The sequence below is a fragment of the Algoriphagus marinus genome (genome assembly GCF_001936475.1).
Taxonomy (GTDB): domain Bacteria; phylum Bacteroidota; class Bacteroidia; order Cytophagales; family Cyclobacteriaceae; genus Algoriphagus; species Algoriphagus marinus.
Genome location: NZ_MSPQ01000002.1, coordinates 152134 through 178069, shown reverse-complemented (window position 1 = coordinate 178069; position 25936 = coordinate 152134). Strand labels below are relative to the sequence as shown.

General features: G+C 39.4%; 18 protein-coding genes. 12 read left to right on the top strand and 6 right to left on the bottom strand.

The features are described from left to right. The first annotated feature begins 131 nt into the window (after positions 1–131). A complete protein-coding gene (locus BVC88_RS05210; RefSeq protein ID WP_075349597.1) occupies positions 132–2633 on the top strand; it encodes a TonB-dependent receptor domain-containing protein in 2502 nt (833 codons plus the stop codon). 348 nt (positions 2634–2981) lie between these two features. Here the strand turns inward: BVC88_RS05210 and BVC88_RS05205 are convergent, their stop codons facing one another. The 3 genes from BVC88_RS05205 to BVC88_RS05195 form a co-directional block, all read right to left on the bottom strand. Then, a complete protein-coding gene (locus tag BVC88_RS05205) occupies positions 2982–3959 on the bottom strand; it encodes a pyruvate dehydrogenase complex E1 component subunit beta (RefSeq protein WP_075349596.1) in 978 nt (325 codons plus the stop codon). A gap of 83 nt (positions 3960–4042) precedes the next feature. After that, entirely contained in the window at positions 4043–5413 is a 1371-nt protein-coding gene (locus tag BVC88_RS05200; protein ID WP_175574376.1) for an NAD-dependent succinate-semialdehyde dehydrogenase, read from the bottom strand. Then, complete coding sequence (locus tag BVC88_RS05195; RefSeq protein ID WP_075349893.1) at positions 5410–5808, bottom strand: rhodanese-like domain-containing protein; 399 nt, start codon at positions 5806–5808, stop codon at positions 5410–5412. The genes BVC88_RS05200 and BVC88_RS05195 overlap by 4 nt, the downstream gene beginning before the upstream one ends. A 69-nt stretch (positions 5809–5877) precedes the next feature. Here BVC88_RS05195 and BVC88_RS05190 point away from each other — a divergent pair, with 69 nt between their 5' ends. Both BVC88_RS05190 and hisS read left to right on the top strand, forming a co-directional pair. Beyond that, entirely contained in the window at positions 5878–6381 is a 504-nt protein-coding gene (locus tag BVC88_RS05190; protein WP_075349595.1) for a metallophosphoesterase family protein, read from the top strand. A 974-nt stretch (positions 6382–7355) separates the two neighbouring features. Then, on the top strand, positions 7356–8723 hold the full coding sequence (gene hisS, locus BVC88_RS05185; protein ID WP_075349594.1) for a histidine--tRNA ligase: 1368 nt from the start codon (positions 7356–7358) through the stop codon (positions 8721–8723). Here the strand turns inward: hisS and BVC88_RS05180 are convergent. Beyond that, positions 8720–9001: a hypothetical protein gene (locus tag BVC88_RS05180; protein ID WP_075349593.1), complete on the bottom strand. Its 282-nt coding sequence runs from the start codon at positions 8999–9001 to the stop codon at positions 8720–8722. The genes hisS and BVC88_RS05180 overlap by 4 nt on opposite strands. Positions 9002–9170: 169 nt before the next feature. Here BVC88_RS05180 and BVC88_RS05175 point away from each other — a divergent pair, with 169 nt between their 5' ends. Then, positions 9171–9506: a YbaB/EbfC family nucleoid-associated protein gene (locus BVC88_RS05175; RefSeq protein WP_075349592.1), complete on the top strand. Its 336-nt coding sequence runs from the start codon at positions 9171–9173 to the stop codon at positions 9504–9506. After that, positions 9503–10501 (top strand): glycosyltransferase family 2 protein, encoded by a 999-nt coding sequence (locus tag BVC88_RS05170; protein WP_075349591.1) that lies wholly within the window; start codon positions 9503–9505, stop codon positions 10499–10501. Before BVC88_RS05175 ends, BVC88_RS05170 begins: the two co-directional genes overlap by 4 nt. Here BVC88_RS05170 and BVC88_RS05165 read toward each other — a convergent pair. Further along, on the bottom strand, positions 10498–10716 hold the full coding sequence (locus tag BVC88_RS05165) for a PspC domain-containing protein (protein WP_075349590.1): 219 nt from the start codon (positions 10714–10716) through the stop codon (positions 10498–10500). The two genes, BVC88_RS05170 and BVC88_RS05165, sit on opposite strands and share 4 nt — an antisense overlap. A gap of 139 nt (positions 10717–10855) precedes the next feature. On the opposite strand from BVC88_RS05165, the gene BVC88_RS05160 reads away from it, so the two are divergent. The 4 genes from BVC88_RS05160 to BVC88_RS05145 all read left to right on the top strand — a co-directional run bounded on the left by BVC88_RS05160 (position 10856) and on the right by BVC88_RS05145 (position 21761). Continuing rightward, positions 10856–12574 carry a tetratricopeptide repeat protein gene (locus BVC88_RS05160; protein WP_075349589.1) on the top strand — a complete coding sequence of 573 codons (1719 nt, stop codon included), beginning with the start codon at positions 10856–10858 and terminating at the stop codon, positions 12572–12574. Positions 12575–13049: 475 nt separating this feature from the next. Beyond that, a complete protein-coding gene (locus BVC88_RS05155) occupies positions 13050–16304 on the top strand; it encodes a SusC/RagA family TonB-linked outer membrane protein (protein ID WP_075349588.1) in 3255 nt (1084 codons plus the stop codon). A gap of 54 nt (positions 16305–16358) precedes the next feature. After that, positions 16359–18092, top strand: coding sequence for a RagB/SusD family nutrient uptake outer membrane protein (locus tag BVC88_RS05150; protein ID WP_075349891.1), 1734 nt, complete (start codon positions 16359–16361; stop codon positions 18090–18092). Positions 18093–18230: 138 nt separating this feature from the next. Further along, a complete protein-coding gene (locus BVC88_RS05145) occupies positions 18231–21761 on the top strand; it encodes a VCBS repeat-containing protein (RefSeq protein ID WP_075349587.1) in 3531 nt (1176 codons plus the stop codon). Here BVC88_RS05145 and BVC88_RS05140 read toward each other — a convergent pair whose 3' ends face one another. Further along, complete coding sequence (locus tag BVC88_RS05140; RefSeq protein WP_075349586.1) at positions 21762–22523, bottom strand: creatininase family protein; 762 nt, start codon at positions 22521–22523, stop codon at positions 21762–21764. Between the two features lie 87 nt (positions 22524–22610). Here BVC88_RS05140 and BVC88_RS05135 point away from each other — a divergent pair, with 87 nt between their 5' ends. Genes BVC88_RS05135 through BVC88_RS05125 form a run of 3 tightly spaced genes read left to right on the top strand, consistent with a single transcriptional unit; the run spans position 22611 to position 25875 of the window. Continuing rightward, positions 22611–23600 (top strand): N(4)-(beta-N-acetylglucosaminyl)-L-asparaginase, encoded by a 990-nt coding sequence (locus BVC88_RS05135; protein WP_075349585.1) that lies wholly within the window; start codon positions 22611–22613, stop codon positions 23598–23600. After that, a complete protein-coding gene (locus BVC88_RS05130) occupies positions 23597–24340 on the top strand; it encodes a copper homeostasis protein CutC (RefSeq protein ID WP_075349584.1) in 744 nt (247 codons plus the stop codon). Before BVC88_RS05135 ends, BVC88_RS05130 begins: the two co-directional genes overlap by 4 nt. Beyond that, complete coding sequence (locus BVC88_RS05125) at positions 24337–25875, top strand: FG-GAP repeat domain-containing protein (protein WP_083639011.1); 1539 nt, start codon at positions 24337–24339, stop codon at positions 25873–25875. Before BVC88_RS05130 ends, BVC88_RS05125 begins: the two co-directional genes overlap by 4 nt. Positions 25876–25936 lie beyond the last annotated feature (61 nt).

The window sequence follows — 25936 nt, the reverse complement described above, 5'->3', positions numbered from 1 at the left end:
GGTCTATTAGCTGTAAATACTCAAAACATTCACTGTTTTTTTGGGGTATTAGAATCGTGAGTTGGTTCATTAACCATTCGAAGCAACTCAAAAATTATTCTTTCAAAGGATTTATTTTATACCAACACCACATGAAAAATCTAATCAATCTACTCGCAATCACCTTTTTCTTGGCTGTGGGGACAACATTTGCGCAGCAAACACCACAGCAAACCAAGCAGCCTGCGAGAATCATCGGAACGGCAAAGGATCTGAAAACAGGAGAGGCTGTGGCTTATGCGACAGCTGCTCTATATAAATCAGGCTCTGAAACCAATATCGCCGGAGGAGTGGCAGATGATGAGGGGAAGTTCTTTATCGCCGGTTTTGAAGTTGGGACCTATGATTTAAAGATTAGCTTTTTGGGCTTTGAGACAAAAGTCATTAAGGGAATCGAAGTAACCTCACCTACAGGAGATGTGAACCTAGGAGAAATAGAACTTACCGACGAAGGCGTGGCGCTCGAAGAAGTGACCGTGCAGGGTCAGCGTGAATTGATTGAAGAGCGTGTAGATCGTACCATCTATAAAGCAGAAAACGATAAGACTACTGCCGGTGGTGATGCTACGGATGTATTGAGAAGAGTGCCTATGCTTTCAGTGGATTTTGATGGTAACGTATCCATGAGAGGAAGTAGCAATATCCAGGTATTGATTGACAATAGACCATCTGCGATAACTGCAAGCAGTATTGCCGATGCCTTGAGACAGATTCCGGCGGATGAGATTAAAGCAGTGGAGGTAATTACTTCTCCTTCGGCGCGATTTGATGCAGAAGGTACTTCTGGGGTGATCAACATCATTACTAAGAAGAATAATTTCCAAGGAATGACTTTGAATATTAATAGTGGTTTTGGTCTACGAGGATCAAATCTGAGCTTGAATGGAGCAGCTAGAAAAGGGAAGTTAGGTTTCTCTTTAGGTGGATTCGGTAGAGCTGGATATAATATTAATGGTCGGTTTGAAAATGACCAATTGCTCTCTAACCCGGACAACAGTATGTCAAGAATCTTGCAGTCAGCAGATACTGAGCGAAGAGACCTTTTTGGTAGATACAACTTCGGAGTAGATTATGAGATTGATAAGTTCAATTTCTTGACAGGTTCGGTGAATTTTGGAGTTAGAAATTCCAATAGCAATCAAAACGATTTTCTTACACAAAATTTCCTGAATGATCAGTTGATTAGAACTGCCCTTCGTGGTACGGATGTAGTAGATGAGTCCAATACGATTGATGTGAGTGTGAACTACACCAAGACCTTTGAGAAAAAAGGAAAAGAGTTCAGCTTACTGACACTATACAGCAGAAATAACCGTCAGAATTCTTTTGTTAACTCACTTTATGAGGATGATTTAGAGACAATAGACTCTAGACTTAGAAATGACAACCCGAGCAGAAATGAGGAATTTACAGCTCAGGTGGATTTCGTAAATCCAATAGGAGATGAAGGAAAATCGATTTTAGAATACGGTGCTAAGAATATTTTGAGAAAGGCTTATTCTGACTTTGCCTACTTCCAGGCAGATGGAGCAGATGGAGAATATGTTGAAAACCCGAATCCAAGTCTAAGCAATGAATTCAGTTACGATCAAAATGTGACTGCGGGTTACGCTTCTTACACCTTTAACCTTTTGAAGAATTACACTTTAAAGACAGGTTTGAGATATGAGTACACTTCGATCAATGCAGATTTCAAAACAGAAACTACCGTAGATATTCCTTCTTATGGAACCTTGGTGCCAAGTATCAATGCGAGTAGAAAATTGAAAAACGGAAATCTGATTAAAGCAGCTTACAATAGAAGAATTTCAAGACCTTCTTTAAGATTCTTGAATCCAAACATCGAAGCTTCTAATCCACTTCAGATTTCTCAAGGTAATCCGACTTTGGATCCTGAGTTGACAGATAATTACGAAGTAGGCTACAGCACTTTTATCAAAGGCACTGTAATCAATTTCACTTCATTCTACAGAAATACCACTGGCTCCATCCAGTCTGTTCGTACGATTCAGGATGATGGCGTGATTTTCACCACTTTTGAAAATATCGGCCGTGAGCAGGCGATTGGTGGAAGTGTGTTCTTTAATATCAATGCGAGCAACAAGCTTTCTTTCAACGGTGGATTTGATACTTACTACGCCATTTTAGATAATGGATTGACTGATCCATTGCTTGCTGCCCAAAATGAAGGTTTTGTAGTAAGCGGTAGAATGTTTGGAAACTACACACTTCCTAAAAACTGGCAGTTGCAGTTGTTCACCTTTGCAAGAGGTAGAAGAGTAGAATTGCAGGGTAGTTCAGGAGGATTTGCTGCATACGGTTTGAGTTTGAATAAGCAGTTTGCAGAGAAAAGAGGAAGTATTGGATTTGGAGCTGAGAATTTCTTAGCTAAAGAATTCATCATCCGTAATGAAATCATCACTCCGACTATCGTACAAAACAGTACTTCTGCCATTCGTAACATGAACTTCAAAGTGAATTTCAGCTACCGAATTGGAAAGCTTAGTATGGATCAAGGAAGACCTCGAAAGAGAAAGTCAGTCAACAATGATGACTTAAAAGAAGGTGCACCAGCAGGTGGAGAGAACAACTAGAATTAAACAATAAAGGGTTCCAACTTGTTGGAACCCTTTATTTCTAAAATAAAATAATAGATAGATTGGGTAACAAAAAAACCCGCCTTTGGATAAAGGCGGGCTTTTTTATGTATTTCTGATTTCCTTTTAAACTGTTTTATAATTTAACCAAATGAAATCGAGCATGACTAAAAAGTCAAACACTGGGATGATTATAATCTGCGAGATTCCATATGGCCTTTAAAAAACAAGTTATAATCATATGAAAACTGAATAGATAGTATTTTCAATCTACTTCGGTCTGCGGTCTTCTGTCTTCTGTCTTCAAATAAATTTAATCTTCCGATCTATTTCAGAAAATTAAAATTACTTATAAGTTACTTTCTTGATCGCATCAATGGTTCGTTTCACATTAGGAAGCGTAGCCTCGATGTAGTTTGGCGAGTAGCTCAATGGGATATCCATAGAGTTTACTCGGATCACAGGAGCATCCAAATAGTCGAATGCATAGCGCTGGAAGTGGTAAGTCAATTCTGAGGAAATACCTGCAATAGGATTTGCTTCTTCCACGATGACTACGCGATTGGTTTTCTTTACAGATTCCAAGCAAGTGGCATAGTCAATTGGCCTAACGGTTCTTAGATCGATTACTTCGCAATCAACTCCTTCTTTTGCCATTTCTTCGGCTGCTTCCAAAGCGACTTTCATCATTTTTCCAAAGGAAATCACAGTTACATCTTTTCCTTTTCGCTTGATATCTGCCACACCGATTGGAAGTAGGTATTCTCCCTCAGGCACTTCACCTTTGTCAGAATACATCACTTCAGATTCCATGAAGATCACTGGATCCGGGTCACGGATTGCGGCTTTCATCAAGCCTTTTGCATCATATGGATTGGATGGTACAATCACCTTTAGACCAGGCGTATTTGCAAACCAATTTTCAAAGTTGGACGAGTGTGTTGCTCCCAATTGACCTGCATTTCCGGTAGGACCTCTGAAAACAACTGGGACACTATAAGCTCCGCCAGACATGGCAAGCATTTTAGCTGCTGAGTTAATGATCTGATCTATAGCAACTAAAGAAAAGTTGAAGGTCATAAACTCGATGATTGGCTTCAATCCATTCATGGCAGCTCCAACACCCAGACCTGCAAATCCTAGCTCGGCGATTGGGGTGTCATAAACTCTTTCAGGACCGAATTCATCCAGCATCCCTTGAGACACTTTGTATGCTCCGTTGTATTCAGCTACTTCTTCTCCCATCAAAAAGACGTTTGGATCACGTCTCATTTCCTCGGACATTGCCTCTCTTAGGGCTTCTCGAAACTGTATTTCTCTCATTAGTATATGACTAAATTTTGGCTCGTAAAAATAGAAAGGAATTGGCCAAAAGCAAAAATAAGCAGCTTTTAATACCTAAACGGTCAGCCTAAGAAAACGGTCTTTGAATTCACGAATTCTAAGATGCCATTTCTGCTTAATTCCCGTCCATAGCCCGATTTTTTCACTCCTCCAAAAGGAAGGTGCGGATTAGAGGCTGTCATAGAATTAATAAAAACAGCTCCTGTTTCGATTTGCTCGGCTAATTTTTCACCTTTTTCCAGATTTCTAGTCCATAGCGAACCACCCAAACCGAATTCGGAATCATTGGCTAGTAAAACAGCTTCTTGCTCATTTTCCACTTTAAAAATTAAGGCAACCGGTCCAAACATTTCCTCAGAATAGGCCGGAGCATTTTTTGGTATTTCGGTTAAAATGGTTGGTTCAAAAAATGGCGAATCCTTCGCTGGTTTTTTACCTCCAAGAAGCAATTTTGCGCCTAGATCAACAGATTTTTTTACCTGCTCATATAGCTCCATCGCTAAATCTCCCCGAGCCATACAAGCAAAGTCGGCCTCCTCATCCATAGGATCACCTTTTTTTAGCTTAGCAAGTTCTTTAGTGAAACTTTCCAGAAATTGATCATAAACTCCTGCTTCGATAATGAAACGCTTAGCGGCGATACAGCTTTGTCCGAAATTAATCATTCGGGATTTTACCGCAGTGGTTGCAGCCAAGTTAACGTCTGCATCATTCAACACTATAAACGGATCGCTTCCTCCAAGTTCTAAAAGCGATTTTTTGATGTTTTTTCCGGCTTCAGATGCAACCGAAGCGCCAGCTTTTTCGCTTCCTGTCAGGGTTACGGCTTTGATTCTAGAATCAGAAATCAGTTTAGTTGTAGCTTTGGAATCAATCAAAAGGCTTTGAAATACACCTTTTGGAAAACCAGCGGATGTAAAAACTTCCTCGATGGCCAATGCACACTGTGGGACATTCGAGGCATGCTTCAATATTCCAACATTCCCCGCCATTAAAGTCGGTGCAGCAAATCTAAAAACTTGCCAAAAGGGAAAATTCCAGGGCATTACTGCCAAGACCATTCCGAGAGGTTGATGTTTTACCTTGGCTTTTGCACCATCAGGTAAATCAATTCTGAGATCTGCCAAAAATGATTCAGCTTGGTCTGCATAGTAATCGCAGACCCAGGCGCATTTTTCAATTTCAGATCTAGATTCTTTAATGACTTTACCCATCTCCAGCGAGATCAGTCGAGCATATTTCTCTTTTTGATCTCTCAGTCTTTGACCTGCTTTCTTCATTAATCCAGACCTGAATTCAAAGCTCGTTTTCTTCCAAGTATCAAAAGCTGCATCACCATTGGCAAGTGCAGTCTCTATTTCCTGTTCAGATGGGGAAGTGAATTTTTTCAGGATTTCTCCTGTGAATGGATTAATGGAAGAGATTTGGGTCATTTTTCGATTGGTTTGCCTTCCTCTGTCCAGGCAGTTATACCGCCTTCAAGCATGTAAACATTTTTGAAACCGGCTGCTTTCATCAATGCACCAGCTTTTGCTGTTCGCTTGCCTGATCGACAATAGAGTAGGTACGTTTTATTTTTGTTTAGGCTTTCAATTTTCTCTGGAAAGCTTTCATCCAGAAAGTCAAAATTTAAAGCATTTATCAGGTGTCCTTCTGCCATTTCTTCTGGCGTCCGTACATCCAAAACAGCGTTTTTCTTCTTTTTTGCCATTTTCTCAAAAGTTTCTACACTGACTACAGTGGCAGAATCGGTACTTTGAGCAAGTGCAAAATTGAACTGGAGGAGAAAAAGAGCGAAGGCGAAGTAGAGGATTTTTGAAGTTTTCATAGCGAATAAGTTTGATGTAAAGATTTGCAATTCCATATTGAAATGAAAATTTAAACACTTTCAATTCAAATGTCCACGAAGATCGCTCTCATTTCTGACTCTCACAGTTACATTGATCACAAAACGCTTACCTATTTGCAAGATTGTGATGAGATCTGGCATGCCGGAGATATTGGTTCTATGGAAGTCATGAGGCAATTGCCTTCCGGAAAGACTATTCGAGCTGTTTTTGGAAATATTGACGATGCCGAAATACAGGAAAGCTATCCTGAATGGTCTGTTTTTTCTCAGGAAGGGGTTAAAGTGGCTATAACTCATATTGGGGGAAAGCCGCCTCGATATGCGAAAGGGGTGAAACAACATCTAAAAGAGATTCAGCCACAAGTGTTTGTTTGTGGGCATTCCCATATCTGCAAAGTGGAATTTGATTCAAATTTGAATTGCTTGTACATGAACCCCGGTGCAATTGGGCAGCAAGGTTTTCATGTGATGCGTACCTTGCTGCTTTTTGATTTGGAGCAAGGTCAGGTGAAAAATCTTAGAGTGGTAGAACTAGGCAAACGAGGAAAATGAAAATAGGCCCACGTCCATGTCTACCTAGCACGCCCTAAGAATGATAAACTTCAGAAACCTCCGGTTGAGACATATTGAGAGTGAATTTCCGTTTTGGAGGTGAATTTTGATTGGAGCTTTAAAACATTCCGTTTTAAATGACTACGGCACTGTAAAACCATTACCAGGCTATTCTTTGTTCTTTTGGCTTGGCCCAAAAGAACCAAAAACCCAAGACATGGAAATGCTTCTCCCCACATGCCACCGCCGGCCCGCTTCCATGTCCACCCACCGCGCCCTAAGAATGATAAATTTCAGAAACCTTCGGTTGAGACATATTGAGAGTGAATTTTCGTTTTGGAGGTGAATTTTGATTGGAGCTTTAAAACATTCCGTTTTAAATGACGACAGCATTGTAAAACCATTAATAACCCCGGGTGAGGTACGAAACCCGGGGTAGAGAGAAATAGGCTGATAGGTCTCCCGCGCAGGATTTACCCTTGGAAAAGGAAGGTAACCGCGGGAGGATGGAAACGGATCTTTTCATCACAAAAAAATATTAAGAACTCCATTAAAATCATGGTAATATCATTTTAAACCAATTTACCTTGGCTGAATCCAGTGAGTTCGAAAGGGTTTAAAATAAAAAAGACGACCAAAATAGTCGTCTTTAAAAAGATATCAGGGAAAGATTACTTTCCGAAAGATTTTTTAAGCTCTTCAACGTCCACGTTTTTAATTACTGGCATAGAACATAATTGCTTGATCTTAATAACACGTGTGGTCTGACTTTGTCTTTTTCTTTTTAGTTTTCTCTTAAGCGTAGTAACTGCCATGGTCGTATGTTTTTAATGAGTTGTTTCGAAACGAATCGCAAAAGTAAGGAAACATTTCTTTTTTGCCTAAGATAAATGTGGAATAAATTACTTCTGTTTTGCCATTTGATCCGGTGTTTCCCTTTTTTTGAATAAATTTGAAAGCTAATCACCAATAAAATATCAATGCAAAAGCCAAGTCTTCCAAAAGGAACCCGTGATTTTGGGCCAATCCAAATGGCAAGAAGAAACTATATCCTGGATCAAATTCGCTCTACCTTTCAGCTTTTTGGCTATAATCAGATCGAAACTCCCGCAATGGAAAATCTCAGTACCCTGACCGGAAAGTATGGAGACGAAGGAGATCAGTTACTTTTTAAGATTTTAAACAGTGGAGATTATTTAAAAAATGTAAATGCTGCGGACTTGGAAAAAGGAGCGGCTGCTACACTTTCCAAAGTTTCTGAAAAGGGACTTCGTTATGATTTGACTGTACCATTTGCGCGATTCGTCGTGATGAATCGCAATGATCTTACATTTCCTTTTAAGCGTTTTCAGATTCAACCTGTCTGGAGAGCCGATCGTCCTCAAAAAGGGCGGTATAGAGAATTTTACCAATGTGATGCCGATGTAGTCGGGACGGATAGTTTGGTTTGTGAAGCTGAGATTATTTTGATGATCCGAGAAGTGTTTGCAAAGCTCAAGCTGACAGATTACAGCATCAAATTAAATAATAGAAAGATTTTAACCGGAATCTCTGAAGCCATCGATGCGGCTGGCAAGGAAGGTCCTCTCTGTGTAGCTATTGATAAATTAGACAAGATAGGTTGGGATAAAGTACAGGAAGAATTACTCTCCAGAGATTTTTCAAATGCTTCCCTTGAAAAGCTCGCTCCATTAATTACTCTTTCGGAAAATTTTGAGGGGAAGATTCAATTCCTGAAAAAATTCCTTTCAAGAAGTGAAGTTGGCCTTCAAGGGGTGGCTGAGTTGGAAGAATTGGCGTACACTTTAACAGGTATGGGAGAAAATCTGGATTTTGTAGATTTCGATGTGATGCTGGCTAGAGGCTTGTCCTATTATACTGGGGCGATTTTCGAAGTTAAAGTGAATAATGCTTCGATTGGATCTGTAAGTGGCGGAGGTCGATATGATAACCTGACAGGAGTATTTGGTTTATCAGGTGTGTCGGGAGTCGGTTTTTCTTTTGGAGTGGATCGTTTATATGATGTGTTGGAGGAGTTGGATCTCTTTCCTGAGGAAAGTCTTCAAACATCAAAGATTTTACTTTGTCATTTCGACGAAAAGGGATTTACCTATGGTTTATCACTTGTACAGCAATTTAGAAAAGCAGGAATCAAGGCAGAACTTTATCCTGATTTGGCCAAAGTGAAGAAACAATTTGAGTTTGCCACGAAGAAGGGGATTCCTTTCGTGGGAATCTGCGGAGATAATGAAATAAGTGAAAGTCTGATTTCAATTAAAAATCTAGACACTGGGGATCAGGAAAGTATGACCTTGGAAGCAGCTTTTGCGAAGCTGACCTAATCAACTTTGTGGATTGCATTAATAGGAATTACCATGCCTCCTTTGAGAGAGATGAAATCATTTCCAACAGCCCATATAGTAGTTTCTACTTGAAAGATTCTACTATCTGCGGTTTCGAAGATAAGTTTTACTTTAGATTGGAGGAGATTTCCCAAAGTTTGGGCTCTCTGCAAGTCAGCAAATCGTCTTTTGAGATCGTCTGGAGTTAACAGAACTTCTTTCTTGGAAAATTGAAAATTTGAAATTTGTTCTTTGTCGATGATTTCTATCGTTTTCATAGGTTGATTATTTAGTACTTTGAGATACTTATAATCATCTGTAAATGTTACAGAAAATTACCTTATGGATCATATAAACGATCTTTATCAGTGGATAATTTTGATATTTTAATATTTTAAAAAATAAAATTCTGAATTGATTCTATAATTTGAATTTAAATAAAAAAACATGTTTGATTTAATGGGAATGATGGGCAAAGTAAAAGAAGCCCAAGCCAAAATGAAAGAAGCTCAGTCCAAGTTGCATCTGCTTACGGCAACAGGAGAATCGGGTGCAGGATTAGTCAAAGTGACCGTCAACGGGGAGCGTAAAGTATTGACGATTGATATGGATGAGAGTCTTTTATCCCCGAAAGACAAGGAAATGTTAAGTGATTTGATCGTGGCTGCTACAAATATTGCGATGCAATCAATTGATCAAAAGATCAAAACTGAGATGAAAGCTGCAACAGATGGAATGCTGCCGAATATCCCGGGGATGGACCTAGGTAGCATGTTTGGATGAAATCTTGCGCCATTGTCATATTGAATTATAACGGTGAAGAGACCATGGCGACATTCTTGCCATCGGTTATTGAGAATAGTTCAAATGATATTTGGGTAATTGATAATAATAGTACAGATGAGTCTTTGGAGTTTTTGAAACAAAACTACCCTCAGATTCTGCTGCTCCAATCTCCCGAGAACTTTGGCTTTGCAGGAGGATATAATTGGGGTTTGGATCAGCTGAAAGGAAAATATAAATACTATATTTTATTAAACTCTGATGTAGAAGTCACTAAATCCTGGGACGAAAGTCTAATTGAAAATCTTGAGTTGAATCCAGATTTTTCGGCATTTCAGCCAAAGATTTTGTCTTGGAAAAATAAGAGCCTTTTTGATTATGCCGGTGCAGGTGGTGGATTTTTAGATTCCTTTGGCTATCCATTTTGCAGGGGTAGAATCTGGGATTCCATCGAGACGGATTCCGGTCAATACGATGATGAAATTCAAGTGGACTGGTCATCCGGAGCTTGTATGATCCTAAGAGCAGAAGTCTTTCACCATTTAGGAGGATTTGATTCCGATTTCTTTGCCCACATGGAGGAAATAGATCTTTGTTGGAGGATGCGAAAGTCCGGTTGGAAGATTGGATATTCTGGTAAAACCGCTGTTTATCATCTAGGAGGTGCGACTCTTGATCGTGGAAGTCCCAAGAAACTTTACCTCAATATAAGGAATAGCCTAAGTATGATTTATAAGAATGTGAACGGACGAAGTTTCACATTTATATACGTAGTAAAATTTTTCCTTGAAAATTTTGCAGCATGGAGCTATTTGCTAAATGGACAAAAACCTTTAGCTCAGGCTATTTGGAAAGGGTATTCAGATTTTAAGGCAAAAAAGAGAAAGATTTTAAAAACAGAGTCATCGAAAAATGAAACTCCAAGTAAAAGCCCAGTTCGATTTATATTTTGGAACTGGAAAATTTTAGGTAAAAAATCATTCCAAGAGCTTTAATCAAAAAGAATAGGATTATTTTTCTTTCTAAAATAAGTTCTGATTTTCATCATCATCGCCATAGAAACATAAAGTATCACAGGCGATCCCATAGTGATGAAAGAAGCATAAATAAAAAATAAACGAATACTGTCTATAGGGAAATTAAGTTTTTCACCAAGCTTGGAACAAACCCCAAATGCGTGCTCCTCAAAGAATAATCTTAACTTTTCCATGGTTTCAAAAGGCTTAATAACTTTAAATTTATTAAAAAAGATAGGAATAAAAGCAAAACTAATGCAGAATCAACAAGTTAACACGCAAATATTCAGTCTCTTTTGTTTGTATTTTCTGTTTAGCTGCAGTTCAATAATAGTGCCTGAAAGTAATTTTCTGGAAGATGCAAAGGTAACACCTACAAATCTTGAATACCTACGTGACTCAATCCGATTTGAAGTGGAAGGCAAAATTCTTGTGGAATCTGTGATGATTCCACGTGACCCGATCGTCCGTCTCGAAATGAGATCTCCTGAAAAAAAACTTGCATTGGGAGAGCTTGAACTTCAAAAAGGGTTTGATGCCTATCGATTCAAAAAAGCTTTTACCATTCCCTATGAACAATGGATGGATGCTAGTTTATTGGAACTTCAATTCAATCAGGGAGAAAAAAATCTACCTGATCCAGATGAGCGAAAGGTTTTGGCAAGAGGAATCATTACAACTCCCTTGATGGCAAAAGTAGGAAAGGTCTATCCAAATGAGCCAATTCCAGATGTGGGCTTATACATTCCTACAGGTGTGGCAGCAATTGATATGAGCCGGTCTAGAGTTTTTGAGGTTTTATACAAACCAGGATCATCAAAGTTGGATTTAACCTCATCTAATGTCGAGGTAATTGAAAATCTAAAAACTTTTATCACCGAAAATCCTTCAATCATTAGCTTAAGAATAACCGGGATACAATCTCCGGAAACGAGCGAAGGGAAAAACAGCAGGTTGGGAAAAGATCGTGCAGATAACCTTTATCAATATTTGGCTGAGTCAGGACTGATGATGCGTGACAGTTTGACTGAGGTGAAATCAAGGTGGAATGATTGGTTTGATTTTCGATTGCTTCTTAGAGATTATTCCAAAATCTCCACTCAACGAAAGGATGAGTACTATTCGGTATTATTGAGTGGTGCAGAATTTCTGGATCAAGCGGAACAATTGAAAAAGATTTCCGGATTTTCTACTGTTTCAAGAGATCTTTTTCCAAGGCTTCGTGCCGCTAAAATTGAAATAGAGGCAAAACCGCTACCGGGATTGGATCAGAAACAAGCCATGGAGCTCAGAGAAATCTTAGACGAAAATAAGTTAGGGAAGTCACTGGACCTTGGTGAGTGGTCGATCGCTGGTGAGTTTTCTCCCAGATTACAAGACAAAGAAGTCATCTATAGTAAAATGACGGAGCTTTTTCGATCTGCATTGCCTTACAATAACCTGGCTGTAGTGAAAATGAGAATGGCCCAGCGTACACTTGATCCGGAAATCAAATCCAAGCTTTGGGAGGAAGCATTGGGGCTTTTAAATCAAGCATCCCGATTGGAGACTAGTCCTTATGTTTTGCATAATCAAGCTCAAATCATGATTTTAAAGGGTAATTATTGGGATGCCTACAAGAAACTATCTGATGCGTCGATACTTACAAAAAACGAAGACTTTTTGAAAATAAATGAAAGTCTGAGGGGAGCTTTGGATATAATACGAGGAGATTACAAATTGGCGACGCTTCGATTTGACTATCCTTATACTCAGGCAAAAGACTATTTCAACAAGGGTCTAGCTTACTTTTTGGCGAAGGATTATGGGAATGCAAGTCTATCATTTGAAGAATCGGTGATTGCTGATCGAGAATACGGCTATGGTTATTACGGCCTTGCGATGGTAGCTTCAAAAAATGGGCAGAAAGAGGTTGCCATTATTCAGTTAAAGAAAGCCATAGATACCAATGAGTTAATTTATCAAAGGGCTTTGATAGACCCTGTTTTTGAGGAAATTAGAAGCGAGCAAGCGTTTTTTGATATTTTCCGACAAAATATTTTTCAGAATTGAATTACAAAATCTTACCTGTCAAATATGTTTTTGAACTTTTCATGTTAAAATGCTGAATTGATAGCTGTTATCTTTTTGTTAATTCTTTTTTTCCTTTAACTTCATCTTGATAAAACCTATTTTTCAATGCTTTCTTCCACAAATTAAGATGAAAAGCCAAATATTATTTATGGTTTAAAATTTGAAATTTGTTTAAGAATCTTTAACATTGGAGATTAAGTATGAGACAAAAACCCAAAATATTTGCCAATGACCTATTAGCTAGTGATTACTACATCCCGCCCCGCATTCCAATAGATGCTCTCAAACCTATTGGTATTTCTTTAAGTCGGTTTTCAAATAACCAAGGTATAGTCGCAATAGAGTTCTGAATTTCAGACAATTATCTATTGCAATTATTTTGAGCGATATCGCAAACGATTGCATTAACAATTAAAGACAAGTTTTTAAATTATTCTTGTTACCCAATCTATCTATGTTTATGAAAAATCTTTACAAAAGTCTAGGTGCATTCTTAATGCTCCTGATGCTATCCAGTGCTACGGCCTTCGCACAGAAGACTGTAACTGGAACAGTGCTTGACGAGTACGATGTAGGACTTCCAGGGGTATCAGTCCTCGTGAAAGGAACAACTACAGGTACCGCAACTGATATCGATGGAAAGTTTTCCATCAATATCCCAAATGACCAAGCTGTACTTGTTTTCTCCTTTATTGGTTACACCAAAGTGGAGCAAGTGGTAGGATCCAGAAGTGTTGTGGATCTTAAAATGAAGCCAGATGAGCAGACGCTTACTGAGCTTGTTGTTACTGGTTATACCATTGACAGCAGAAGAGAGACTACTGGTGCGATTGCAACAGTGGATCCAAAGGACCTTACAGTAATACCAACAGGTAACGTAGAGCAAACCCTTCAGGGTCGAGTTTCTGGTGTTACAGTAATTACAAACGGTCAGCCAGGTACTTCTTCAATTGTCCGAGTTCGTGGTTTTGGAGCCTTCGGTGGTAATAACCCTTTATACGTTGTTGATGGAGTTCCTGTAGGAAATACAGATTTCCTTAATCCTGATGACATTGAATCTACCACTATATTGAAGGATGCTGCTGCTGCTTCTATTTATGGAGCAAGAGCTGCAAACGGTGTTATTATCTATACTACCAAGAAAGGTAGAAGAGGTGATCAAAAATTACGAGTGGATTACAATGGTATGTTTGGTGTTACTAACCCAGGTCAAGGTTTAGATATGATGAATCCTCAGGATTTCGCAAACACCACATGGTTAGCTGAGACAAACCAAGCTAGAATTGATGGAAGAGCTCCTGCATATGGACATCCTCAATTTGGTTCAGGAGCTACTCCTGTCCTTCCATATTATATCAACGTAGGTGGTGTAGCTGGTGTAGCTGGTCCGTTCTCTGCTGACAGAATTGAGCAGGAGCGTGCATTGTATAACACAGACCCATCTAAAGGTCCAATTTATCAGCTTGTTAGAGCTGCTACTGGAGAAGGAACAGATTGGTATGATGCTTTGACAAGAAACGCGCCGTTGAATAGACATTCAATTGGTTTGAATGGTGGGTCTGAGACAAGCAGATTCTATATCGGCTTAGGTTATCAGGATCAGGCAGGTATCATGATCGTAAATAATTTCAAAAGAATCACCTTTAGAGCAAACTCCGAATTTGATGTAACAAACAAATTAAGAATCGGTGAAAACTTCCAGGCTACATATCGTCAGGTATTGGGTCAGCAAGGTGGAGCTGGCGGAGCAGGTGTTTCTAGGGACGAAAATGATATCCTTCAGGCCTTCCGTATGCCATCAATCATTCCAGTTTATGATGAGTTTGGTGGATATGCAGGTACTGCAGCAAGAGGCTTTAACAACCCTAGAAATCCAGTAGCAAATAGAGACGGAATTAGAGATAACAGAGGATATTCATCCAGTGCATTTGGTAACGTCTATGCTGAGTATGATATCTTGGACAATTTGACATTTAGAACCGCTGTGGGTATCGATTATTCAAGTAACTACTTCTGGGGATATTCTAGATTGCAATATGAGAACTCAGAAAATAACTCTGCATTCGGATACAATGAAGGTTCAGGATTTAACTTTGGCTGGACATTCACAAACACTGTGTCTTGGAAGGAGACTTTTGATAAGCATGCATTTGATGTGATTTTAGGTCAGGAAGCATTGAATACAGGTGCTGGTAGATTTATGAGTGCAAATGGTCAGAATCCATTCTCAAGAGACCCAGACTTTATCAATATTTCAAACTTGCCAGTTTCTACAAGACAAGTTAACTCTGGACTTTACAGAGGAGTAAACTTTAACTCTTATTTTGGCCGTGTTAATTATACATACAACGATAAGTACTTATTCAGTGGAGTTGTAAGAAGAGACGGTTCTTCAAGATTTGGATCTAACAATCGTTACGGTGTATTCCCTGCATTCTCTGCAGCTTGGAGAATTTCTTCTGAAGGATTCCTTTCTGGCGCGACTTGGATTGATGATTTGAAAATCCGAGGTGGATGGGGACAAATGGGTAACTCAAACAACGTGGATCCAAACAACCAATATTCCTTATTTGGTGGTGACGTAGGAGCTTCTTCTTATGATATCACAGGGTCTAACTCTTCAGCTGTAATCGGTTTCAGAAGAACCCGAATTGGTAACCCAAATGCACAGTGGGAGACTGCTGTAACTACTAACATTGGTTTTGACGGTACTTTCTTTAATGGACGTTTGGATGTGATCTTTGATTGGTGGAAAAAGGATACTAAGGACTTATTATTCACAGTTCCTATTCCTCAAACTGCGGGTCCTAACGCTTCGCCTCCTTCTGTAAACATTGGACAAATGCTTAACAGAGGTTTAGATCTATTGGTTAGTACGAGAGGTAACTTATCAAGTGAGTTTACTTACGATTTGACTGTAACTGGTTCTGTTCTGAAGAATGAAATCGTTGCTCTAGCTCCAGGTTTGAATGTTATTACTTCCGTAAACCCTTCTTTTAGAGGGATACAGCCAATTCGAAATTCTGTTGGACAGCCTCTTTCCACTTTCTTTGGATATAATGTAGTAGGCTTGTTCAGAAATGCTGAAGATGTGTCAAGTCATGCTACTCAAGATGGAGCTGCTCCAGGTAGATTCAAGTTTGAAGATGTTGACGGTGATGGAGAAATTACCCCAGATGATAGAGTCAATTTGGGTAATCCTATTCCTGATTTTACTGGTGGTGTGAATTTCACTGTTGGGTATAAAGGATTTGACCTTTCTGCTTACTTATACACTTCTATAGGAAATGAGATTTTCAATCAGTCTAAGTGGTTTACCGACTTCTTCCAGACTTTTGAAGGCGCTGCAATTTCAGAGCGTTTGAAAAATGCTTGGACTCCTGAGAATTTGGATGCAACTATCCCAGTGGTAGAGAAAACTTCTAACTTCTCAACTTCTAACGTTGCTAATTCATTCTATGTGGAAAATGGATCTTACTTGAGATTGCAGAATGTGACTTTAGGTTACACGCTTCCTGCAACCTTATTGGAAAGATGGAGACTGGAGCGATTGAGAGTATTCGCATCTGCGAACAACCTCTTTACAATCACAGGTTATGAGGGTCTTGATCCTCAGGTAGGTGGCGACGCTGACTTAACATTTGGTATTGACGTAGGTAACTATCCAGTTACTCGTGGTTATACTTTCGGTTTGAATCTCAGCTTCTAAGCTTAAACACTATAAATGAAATCGAGTTATAGAAACTATAATAGATTAAAACAGATGAACAATTTTAAATTAAAAATCGGAGCGTTACTGTCATCAGGATTGATGATGGTAGCAGTGAGTTGTAGCGATGATTTCCTTGATGTTGCGCCGACAGGATTGTTGGCGGAGGCTCAGTTGACTTCGCTTGCGGGTATTGATGCTTCTTTGATTGCTGCTTATTCTCAAGTTAATGGTAGAGGCAATAGATTGGCTTCTCCTTCTAACTGGGTTTGGGGAAGTATCAGAGGTGGAGAAGCTAATAAAGGTACTGACCCTGGAGATTTTACAACTATTAACCCTATTCAGAGATTCGAAATAAACTCTGCTTCTGGTGATGTTGGAGCTAAGTGGGCGGGAGCTTACGAAGGAATAGCAAGGGCAAATAACGTTTTGCGTTTATTGCAAAACCCAGGTCCGGACGTTACTCCAGGAGATGTGACAAGAATTTCTGCTCAAGCAAGATTCTTAAGAGCTCATTATTACTTTGAATTGAAGCGTGACTATGGTAATACTCCTTATGTTGATGAGACTTTGGATTATGGTAGTGGCTTGGAAGATGTTAGTAATAATGTTGACCTATGGCCTTTGATTGAAGCTGATATGAAGTTTGCAGCAGATAATCTTCCACCTACTCAGCCTCAAGTTGGTCGAGTAAACTCTTGGGCAGCTAAGTCATACCTCGCAAAAATTTACTTGTATCAGAATAAGTTCGGAGAAGCGAAAACCCTCTTTACAGATGTAATCAATAATGGTGTAACAAGTAATAACTTAAAGTATGGCTTAGTACCTTATTATGATGATGCTTTCAGAGGAGCTAATGATAACCATGAGGAATCTGTATGGGCTTATCAAGCAGCTGCTGGTACTGGTTCTGTAAACAATGCAAATCCAGAATTTGATTTGAACTTCCCTTACAATACCGGCCCATCTGGTCCAGGTAACTGTTGTGGATTCTTCCAGCCAAGTTTCTCTTTTGTGAACGCATTTAGAACCAATGCAGCTGGTCTTCCATTGTTGGATAAGTCTTATAATAACCCTGCAAACAGAGTGAAAAGTGATATGGGCATTCAAACAGCTGATCCTTTTACTCCTGACACAGGAAACTTAGATCCAAGAGTTGATCATACAACTGGAAGAAGAGGTATTCCTTACCTAGGATGGCAGGATTTCCCAGGCGCAGCTTGGATCAGAAACCAGCCAAACGGTGGACCATATTCTCCTAAGAAGTATGTGTATGCAAGATCTGAGCAAGGTACTTTCCAGGATAACTCTTCTTGGACTCCAGGATATACTGGTATTAACTTCATGATTATCCGATTTGCTGATGTATTATTGATGGCTGCTGAGGCAGAAATCGAGACTGGTGGATTAGAGGTAGCTAGAGGTTATGTAAACCGTGTAAGAACAAGAGCAATGAACTCCAAGTTGATGCGTGAGGATGGTACTATGGCTGCTAATTACGTAATAGGTACGTATGACTCTCCATGGACTGATGCTGCAACTGCAAGAGCTGCTGTGAGAATGGAAAGAATGCTTGAATTAGGTATGGAAGGTCACAGATTCTATGATCTAGTGAGATGGAATACTGTTCAAGCTGAGCTTGACTTCTATTTTGCACTTGATGGAGTAGAATTGGCTGCTGCGCTTGGTGGCGCTAAGTTCACCGAAAAGTATAAATTAGTTCCAATACCTCAAGACCAGATTGACTTGGTAGGATCAGACATTCTGATTCAGAATCCAGGTTTCTAATCTTAAGTATTAGAAGTATTATTTAAAGGAAGGCTGAAAAGCCTTCCTTTTTTTTATGACAATCAAGTACATATTTTTTCCGCCTTTGTCTCAAAAGTGGTAATTTCAAAGTTCCCAAGCACCCAAATTGATTAATCTATGAAGTTTTCTAAATCTAGCCTTTTGGCTGTGGCCCTATTTGTTTTCTTGTTTTCATGTACTCAAGAATCCAAGTTGTTTAAACTTAAAACCCCAAAGGAAACTGGTGTTGATTTTTCCAATCAAATCACAGAATCCGATTCATTTAATATTCTTACCGATGAATATATTTTTAATGGCGGTGGTTTGGCAGTTGCTGATTTTGATCAAAATGGTCTCCCTGACTTGTTTTTTACAGGCAATCAGGTCTCAAATAGACTTTACCTGAATCAAGGGGATTTTAAATTCAAGGATATCTCGACAAGCTCTGGGATAGAAGCGAAAGATCGTTGGAGCACAGGGACCACTGCGGTCGATATCAATGGAGATGGGTGGATGGATATTTATGTCGCGACAGCAATGAAGACAGGCGAAGGTGAGCGGAATAATCTTTTATTTGTCAACCAAGGGAAAGATGCTGCGGGTAATATTTCATTCTTAGAACAAGCAAAGCAATATGGAATTGCAGATTCAGGAAATGGAATGGGAGCCTCTTTTCTAGATTATGATCTTGACGGAGACTTAGACTTATACGTCCTTAATAATGAGCAGAGCAAAGTAACCCCATCGAATTATCGAGAGAAAATAGTGGATGGATCTGCTATTAATAATGATAAATTCTATAGAAATAATGGTGATGGAACTTTCACAGACGTTACAATTGAAGCAGGAATCACAATTGAAGGCTTTGGACTTGGGTTGGTTGTTTCGGATTTAAATAATGATGGATGGCCTGATATTCACGTCAGCAATGATTATGTGACTAATGATATTCTTTATATAAATAATCAGGATGGTACTTTTTCCAATCGTTCCAAGGATTTTTTAAGGCATCAGAGCCAGTTTTCCATGGGATCCGATATCTCTGATTTTAATAATGATGCGCTCCCTGATTTGATTACAATAGATATGTTAGGGGAGGACAATTTCAGAAAGAAAACCACCATTGGGAAAAACTCCTACCAAGTCTATATCAGTAACGAGCAGTGGGGCTATGAATACCAATACGTTAGGAATATGCTTCAGATGAACAATGGAGCTGGAGTTCCATTTAGTGAAATCGGGATGCTGGCAGGAATTTATCAGACAGATTGGAGTTGGGCACCACTTTTTGGAGATGTTGATAATGATGGATTGCGGGATTTATTAATTACCAATGGATTTCCCAGAGATATTACCGATAAGGATTTTGCAAATTATCGGGCAGATGTAGGTGGAGTAGCCAGCATCCGTCAGTTGTTGGATTCAATTCCAATTGTCAAAATTCCTAATTACTCTTATCGAAACAATGGAGATTTGACTTTCAAAGATTCGGGTGAAGAATGGGGATTGAATATTCCTTCCTTTTCAAATGGTGCGGCCTATGTGGATTTGGATCAGGATGGAGATTTAGATTATATAGTTAACAATATCAACGATCCGGCTTTCATCTTCGAAAACACCTTAAATGATGCTAAAGAAAAGCCAAATTACCTTCGGATTAAACTCCAAGGTAAAGCATCGAATCCAAGTGGTCTTGGTGCGAAAGTTTCCTTGAAATTAAGTGATGGTTCAATTCGCTACCAAGAGCAGCAAATTGTTCGTGGATACATGTCTTCAATTGAGGATATCTTACATTTTGGGCTTGGTGATTTCTCTAATGTACCTACGGTCGAAGTAATTTGGCCTGATGGGAAGATTTCAACACTTTCAAATGTTGAAGCAAATCAAGTCTTACAAGTCAGTTACGCAGAATCAAAACAAGGAAAATTTTCTGTTGCTATTCTTGAGTCTGCTGAAGTAAATCCTTTATACAAAGAGGTTTCGAATGAACTTGGGATTAATTTTATCCATGAGGAAGCAGATAAAGTGGATTTCAATATTCAGCGAACTATTCCACATAAATTAAGTCAGTATGGTCCTTCTCTTACCGTTGGTGATGTAAATGGTGATCAGTTAGAGGATTTGATTGTAGGTTCATCGGCTGGGTTTTCTCCAAAATTATTCACTCAAAAATCAGATGGCACTTTCACTGAGAAAGAGTTGATTCCTGGAGAAAATTCAAATTTTGAGGAGATGGGTATGCTTCTTTTCGATTTGGAAAATGATGGAGATCTTGACCTATATCTAGTAAGCGGAAGTAGTGAGTTTGTTCCCGATTCGGACGAGTACTTGGATAGACTATACTTGAATGACGGTATGGGAAATTTTACTTTGAATAAAAATTTCTCAGCTGCAAAAGCAAGTGGTACGACTGTAAGAGGAGCAGATTTTGATGGCGATGGTTTTATTGATCTTTTTGTTGGTGGGAGAACTCCAATTGCGAAATACCCAATCGCCGATAAAAGCTTTCTATTCAGAAATAATCAGGGAATGCTTCAGGATGTCACTGATGAGCTGGCCCCTGAGCTTAGAAATATTGGAATGGTGACAGATGCCATTTGGTCTGATGTGGATTTAGATGGGAAGGTAGATTTAGTAGTCGTTGGCGAATTGATGGCAATTACCATCTTTAAGAATGATGGGTCTAAATTCTACAAAATGTCAACTACCGGTTTGGAGAATCATCTGGGATGGTGGAATTCGATTGCCTCTGGAGATTTTGACCAAGATGGAGATACAGATTTCATTGTAGGCAATTTAGGCGAAAACAATCCCCACCATCCTACAATGGAACAGCCTGTTAAAATTTATGCAAAAGATTTCGATGGAAATGGAAGTATGGATCCTGTCACTTTTGCATACTATAAAGACCGATCAGGTGTTTACAACTCTTATCCTAGTCATTTTTGGGATGATTTATATGGTCAAAGTACCCTTTTCCGAAGGAAATACGAGCGGTATAAATCCTATGCCTTGAGCACCGAGAATGATCTTTTCACTACTGAAGAAAAGGAAGGAGCAGTCATTTTGACTGGGAATTATGATAAGTCCGCATTTATTAAAAATAATGGTGATGGTACTTTTGAAGTACATAGATTGCCAACAGCTGCTCAAATAGCTCCGGTGAATGGGATATTGACTGAGGATGTAAATGGGGATGGTTATCTGGACGTGCTTTTGGTAGGGAATGACTTTGGAAATGAGATCTTCACAGGAAGATTGGATGCGCTGGTAGGACTTGTTCTATTGGGGGATGGCACTGGAGGATTTACCCCTGTCAGACCTAATGAGAGTGGATTTATTGTACCTGGGGATGCAAAGGCATTGGTGAAATTAAGTTCCGCACAAGGCCCCTCTCTCCTGATAGCTTCCCAGAATAGAAATTCGCTCCTTGTATTTAAGAAAGAGGAAAAAGACTCCGGTATGCGAACACTTACCCCGTCGTTAAACACAATGGCAATTATCGTCGAACTTGAAAGTGGAAAAAAACAACGGTTTGAAACCTCTTTAGGTGCAGGCTTTATATCTCAATCATCAAGAGAGATTTCCCTCCCAAAAAATTTGAAATCCATTACAATTATTGATTACAAAGGAGAAAGTACTCAGTTGGATTTAAATTCTTTGGATTAATTAAACATAGATTTGTCCGGGCTTTGCCTCACAAATATCCAAGATAAGATCCGCGACTTTGTCAGTAACATCTTCAAAATAGAGCCTTCCTTTTTCCGGGGAGGCTTTTTTTGGATTACCGATTCCAGTATCAGTGCTGACTTCAGACCATTTTCGCTCAGCCCATGCCCATTTCTCCCGAACACCCTTAATTATGGATTTTTTCTCATCTCCCATTCCGGCTTGGTCTAGAGGAAGTACAAGCTCCGGATGAAGATGCATGATCAATGCCGTTTCCATTTCATCAGCATGATCACCTGATTCTTCGAAGTACTTTGATTTGTCCAAAGCCTGAAACCAATTACAGGTAAATAGTAACATATCAGGAAATTTCAATCCCAGTTCTCGGAGCATGGTTTTAAAATCATTTCCCCCATGGCTATTGATAATCAAAAACTTTTTTATCCCTTGTCTATCCAAAACAGTCAAAATATCCTGAAGTATCAGTAACTGCGTGCTCGGATTTAAATTGATGTCTAAATAAATATCTGATTGTCCTGTATTTACACCAAAAGGAATCGTAGGCATAATCGTCACATTTGCTCCTTTTTCCCAAGCTTTTTTCCCGGAAATCTCAGCCACAGCATCTGCTTCATAGACATCCGTACCATAAGGCATATGGTAATTATGGGCCTCAGTGGCTCCCCAGGGTAAAACTGCCAATTCGAAACGATGGGTCTTTAGATCTTTCCAATTTGATTCTTTAAGTAGATAGGGTTTCATTTGATAGATTTTAAATGATTTGAATGAAAAATAAGCCGATTTAGAGGCATTTTTAATAATTTGAGAATCGATTCTAAAATACGTCTTATGTCCCAAAGAAGAAAGTTTATAAAGCAATCCCTGATTGGGACTGCCCTTTTTATCCCAAGTATTTCCACAGCTTGTGCTGCTGATGAAAAGCAAAACTCCAGCGAGTTAGGTGAAATGCCATTAATTCTATCTACATGGAATCATGGGCTACCTGCAAATCAGGCTGCGATGGATAGTCTTACTGCTGGAGGGACGATTTTGGATGCAGTTGAAGCAGGGGTTCGAGATACTGAATTGGATATGGATAATCTTTCGGTCGGGCTTCAGGGACTTCCTGACCGTGAAGGAATCACCACCCTCGATGCATCGATTATGACTGGTGATGGAAATTGTGGTTCGGTGGCTTTCGTGAGACAAATAAAGCATCCAATCACGCTTGCAAGAAGAGTAATGGAAAAAACACCACATGTCATGCTAGCCGGAGAGGGGGCTAGGCAGTTTGCGATAGCTGAGGGCTTTCCTTTGGAAAAAGAGGAACTTAGCCCTAAAGCGGCAATTGAATACGAAAAATGGAAAAAAACTAGCCAATACAAGCCAATCATCAATATTGAAAATCACGATACCATAGGAATGATTGGAATAGATGCTAAAGGGAATATGGCAGGGAGCTGTACCACAAGTGGTCTGGCTTACAAAATGCATGGTAGAGTAGGGGACAGTCCTATAATTGGAGCTGGTCTTTATGTAGATAATGAAGTAGGTGCCGCTACTGCCACTGGTTTGGGAGAAACAATTATCAAGATTTGTGGTAGCTTCCTGATTGTGGAATTAATGCGTCAGGGGAGAACTCCTCAAGAAGCTTGTGAAGAAGCAGTGAGAAGGTTGATTTCAAAAAATAAGAATATCAACGATATCCAAGCTGGATTTCTTGCGATCAACAAAGAAGGTGTCACAGGAGCTTTTGCGGTTCATCCTGGATTTAATTTTGCCAAAGCAACTCAAAGCGGAAACGTGTTAATTGATTCAAACTCTCACTTTAAACCATGAGTAAAATTCTTCTTGAAGCGCCCGTTTATAGTTTGGAGGCTTGTATGCAAGCAGCGGATGCTGGCGTAGATCGACTGGAGCTTTGTTCTAATTTCCCGGAAGGGGGAGTGACCCCAAGTGCCGGAATGCTCAAGATTCTTAAATCAGAAATTGATCTTCCAGTTTTTGTAATGATCCGTCCTCGAGGTGGTGATTTTGCTTATTCTCAGAAAGAATTGATGGTAATGAAGCGTGATATCGAGATTCTTGGAGAGTTAGGGACTGATGGATTTGTCTTTGGCGTTTTAGACTTTCAGGGAAAAGTGAATGTTGATGCCTGCGAATCGTTGATTCGCTCCGCAAGCGGAAGGCCTTGTACTTTTCATCGTGCTTTTGATGCTTCATCAGATTATTTTGATTCTTTAGAGAAAATCATTGCCTGTAAATTTCAGCGAATTTTGAGTTCAGGCGGGAAAAATACAGTAGAAGAAGGGGTTCCATTATTAAAGGAATTGATGGAAGTCGCCAAAGATCGAATTACAATAATGCCAGGTGGAGGTACCAAGCCAAAGCATGTCACGGAACTCAAAAGGACCGGATTTCTTAGGGAAATCCATGCCTCTTGTAAGATTTGGAGACCTTCAAAAAATCAATTTATCAATCCGGATTTATCATTTTCTGATGATCCCAAATCTTTTTCCCATCATTTAGAAATAGATCAAAACATAGTTAATGAATTTTTGGAGGTGCTGGATCAATGAAGATTAGAGTTTTAATTGGAGTAGTTATTTCAATAATTTTTGCATCCTGTAATCCTATTTCAGAGCGAAAACAGCCACCTCTGACATTAGAACAGCTTGCAACCATCGATTTAAAATTGAATGGGGAGCAATTGGCAAATGCTTATTGTGGAAGTTGCCATCTAAAACCTGAACCTTCAATTCTTGATAAGAAGACTTGGTCTGAAAATGTACTTCCTGATATGCGGAAAAGGATGGGGCTTTATTTAGAATCCGATTTTGGATCTATACTTCCTGAGGATGCTGGCGTACCCGAAGGTATTTATTCCAAAGCGCAATTGATTCAACGAGATGACTGGCAAAAAATCCTTGATTACTATCTTGAAAATGCTCCGGAAAATCCCTTGCCACAGGCAAAAAAAGAAAATCCAAGAGTTGGGATTCTCGGGTTTGAGGTCATTCAGCCAAATTATGATTTCATCTATCCCAACCTGACTACCATGGTGAGAATCCATCCTGAAACAGGGGATTTATGGTTGGGGAATCGCTTCCGGAAGCTATTTGTGCTGGATTCGAAAAATAGTTTTCGGCAGAAAGATTCAATTGAGACCGATATAGCTCCAGTGGAAATTGAATGGCTTGAAGGAGGGAAGTTTGAATTATTGACTATGGGACTAATGGATCCTTCCAATGACTCTATTGGTTCGCTCTCAGTTTTTTCAAAAGAGGGTAAAGGGTGGAAAAGTGAAAAAATTCTGGATAGTTTGATGCGCCCTGTACATCAGCTTAAAGCGGATTTGGATGGAGATGGAAAAAAAGAATATGTCACCGCGCAATTCGGAAATCATCTCGGAAAACTGGCCTTGCATTTTGGCAATGGGGAAGAGAGTATTTTAAATGCTCAGCCAGGTGCAAGAAGAACAATTGCTAGAGATTTAGATCAGGATGGCGATTTGGATTTGTTGGTTCAGATGACTCAATCTAACGAAGGGATTTTGGAGCTGATTAATGATGGTAAAGGAAATTTTTCTTCAAAATATGTATTGAGATTTCAACCAGCCTTCGGGTCAAGTGATTTTCGATATGATGATATGAATGGAGATGGGTTTGATGATTTGATAGTAGTAAATGGTGATAATGCAGATCAATCCCAAATTCTGAAAAACTATCATGGAGTTCGGATATTCTTGAACAATGGAGAAAATGAATTTGAAGAATCTTGGTTTTACCCGATGAATGGAGCAAGTGGCTTGGAAGTCGAAGATTTCGATGGAGATGGTGATCTAGATATTTTTGCCTTGGCATTTTTTCCGGATCCGAGCCAAAAACCTTCCCAGGATTTAATTTATTTCAGGCAGGAATCTCCCAGTAAATTCACTCCTTTTGTATTGGCTGAAAAGTTCGATTCTCATTGGTTGACCATTACAAAAGGAGACGTTGATCGAGACGGAGATGCTGATGTGGTGGTGGGTACATTTGAGTTTGATGATTTATATAAAAAGCCTTCAAAAAATTGGAAGCCTTTCATTCTCTTAAAGAATACCTCCGCTAAATAGGATTGCTTGATTCCAGCCTCTGTTGTTCTATGGGGAAAGTTTGTTTTTTGATATTTGGTTT

Excerpts from the sequence above, each read along its gene's own strand:
- BVC88_RS05190 (WP_075349595.1), top strand. The coding sequence starts at position 5,878 with ATGTCCACGAAGATCGCTCTCATTTCTGACTCTCACAGTTACATTGAT.
- BVC88_RS05200 (WP_175574376.1), bottom strand. The coding sequence starts at position 5,413 with ATGACCCAAATCTCTTCCATTAATCCATTCACAGGAGAAATCCTGAAA.
- BVC88_RS05180 (WP_075349593.1), bottom strand. The coding sequence starts at position 9,001 with ATGAAAACGATAGAAATCATCGACAAAGAACAAATTTCAAATTTTCAA.
- BVC88_RS05125 (WP_083639011.1), top strand. The coding sequence starts at position 24,337 with ATGAAGATTAGAGTTTTAATTGGAGTAGTTATTTCAATAATTTTTGCA.
- BVC88_RS05155 (WP_075349588.1), top strand. The coding sequence starts at position 13,050 with ATGTTTATGAAAAATCTTTACAAAAGTCTAGGTGCATTCTTAATGCTC.
- BVC88_RS05210 (WP_075349597.1), top strand. The coding sequence starts at position 132 with ATGAAAAATCTAATCAATCTACTCGCAATCACCTTTTTCTTGGCTGTG.
- BVC88_RS05170 (WP_075349591.1), top strand. The coding sequence starts at position 9,503 with ATGAAATCTTGCGCCATTGTCATATTGAATTATAACGGTGAAGAGACC.
- BVC88_RS05165 (WP_075349590.1), bottom strand. The coding sequence starts at position 10,716 with ATGGAAAAGTTAAGATTATTCTTTGAGGAGCACGCATTTGGGGTTTGT.
- BVC88_RS05195 (WP_075349893.1), bottom strand. The coding sequence starts at position 5,808 with ATGAAAACTTCAAAAATCCTCTACTTCGCCTTCGCTCTTTTTCTCCTC.
- BVC88_RS05135 (WP_075349585.1), top strand. The coding sequence starts at position 22,611 with ATGTCCCAAAGAAGAAAGTTTATAAAGCAATCCCTGATTGGGACTGCC.
- BVC88_RS05130 (WP_075349584.1), top strand. The coding sequence starts at position 23,597 with ATGAGTAAAATTCTTCTTGAAGCGCCCGTTTATAGTTTGGAGGCTTGT.
- BVC88_RS05150 (WP_075349891.1), top strand. The coding sequence starts at position 16,359 with ATGAACAATTTTAAATTAAAAATCGGAGCGTTACTGTCATCAGGATTG.
- BVC88_RS05145 (WP_075349587.1), top strand. The coding sequence starts at position 18,231 with ATGAAGTTTTCTAAATCTAGCCTTTTGGCTGTGGCCCTATTTGTTTTC.
- BVC88_RS05175 (WP_075349592.1), top strand. The coding sequence starts at position 9,171 with ATGTTTGATTTAATGGGAATGATGGGCAAAGTAAAAGAAGCCCAAGCC.
- BVC88_RS05140 (WP_075349586.1), bottom strand. The coding sequence starts at position 22,523 with ATGAAACCCTATCTACTTAAAGAATCAAATTGGAAAGATCTAAAGACC.
- BVC88_RS05205 (WP_075349596.1), bottom strand. The coding sequence starts at position 3,959 with ATGAGAGAAATACAGTTTCGAGAAGCCCTAAGAGAGGCAATGTCCGAG.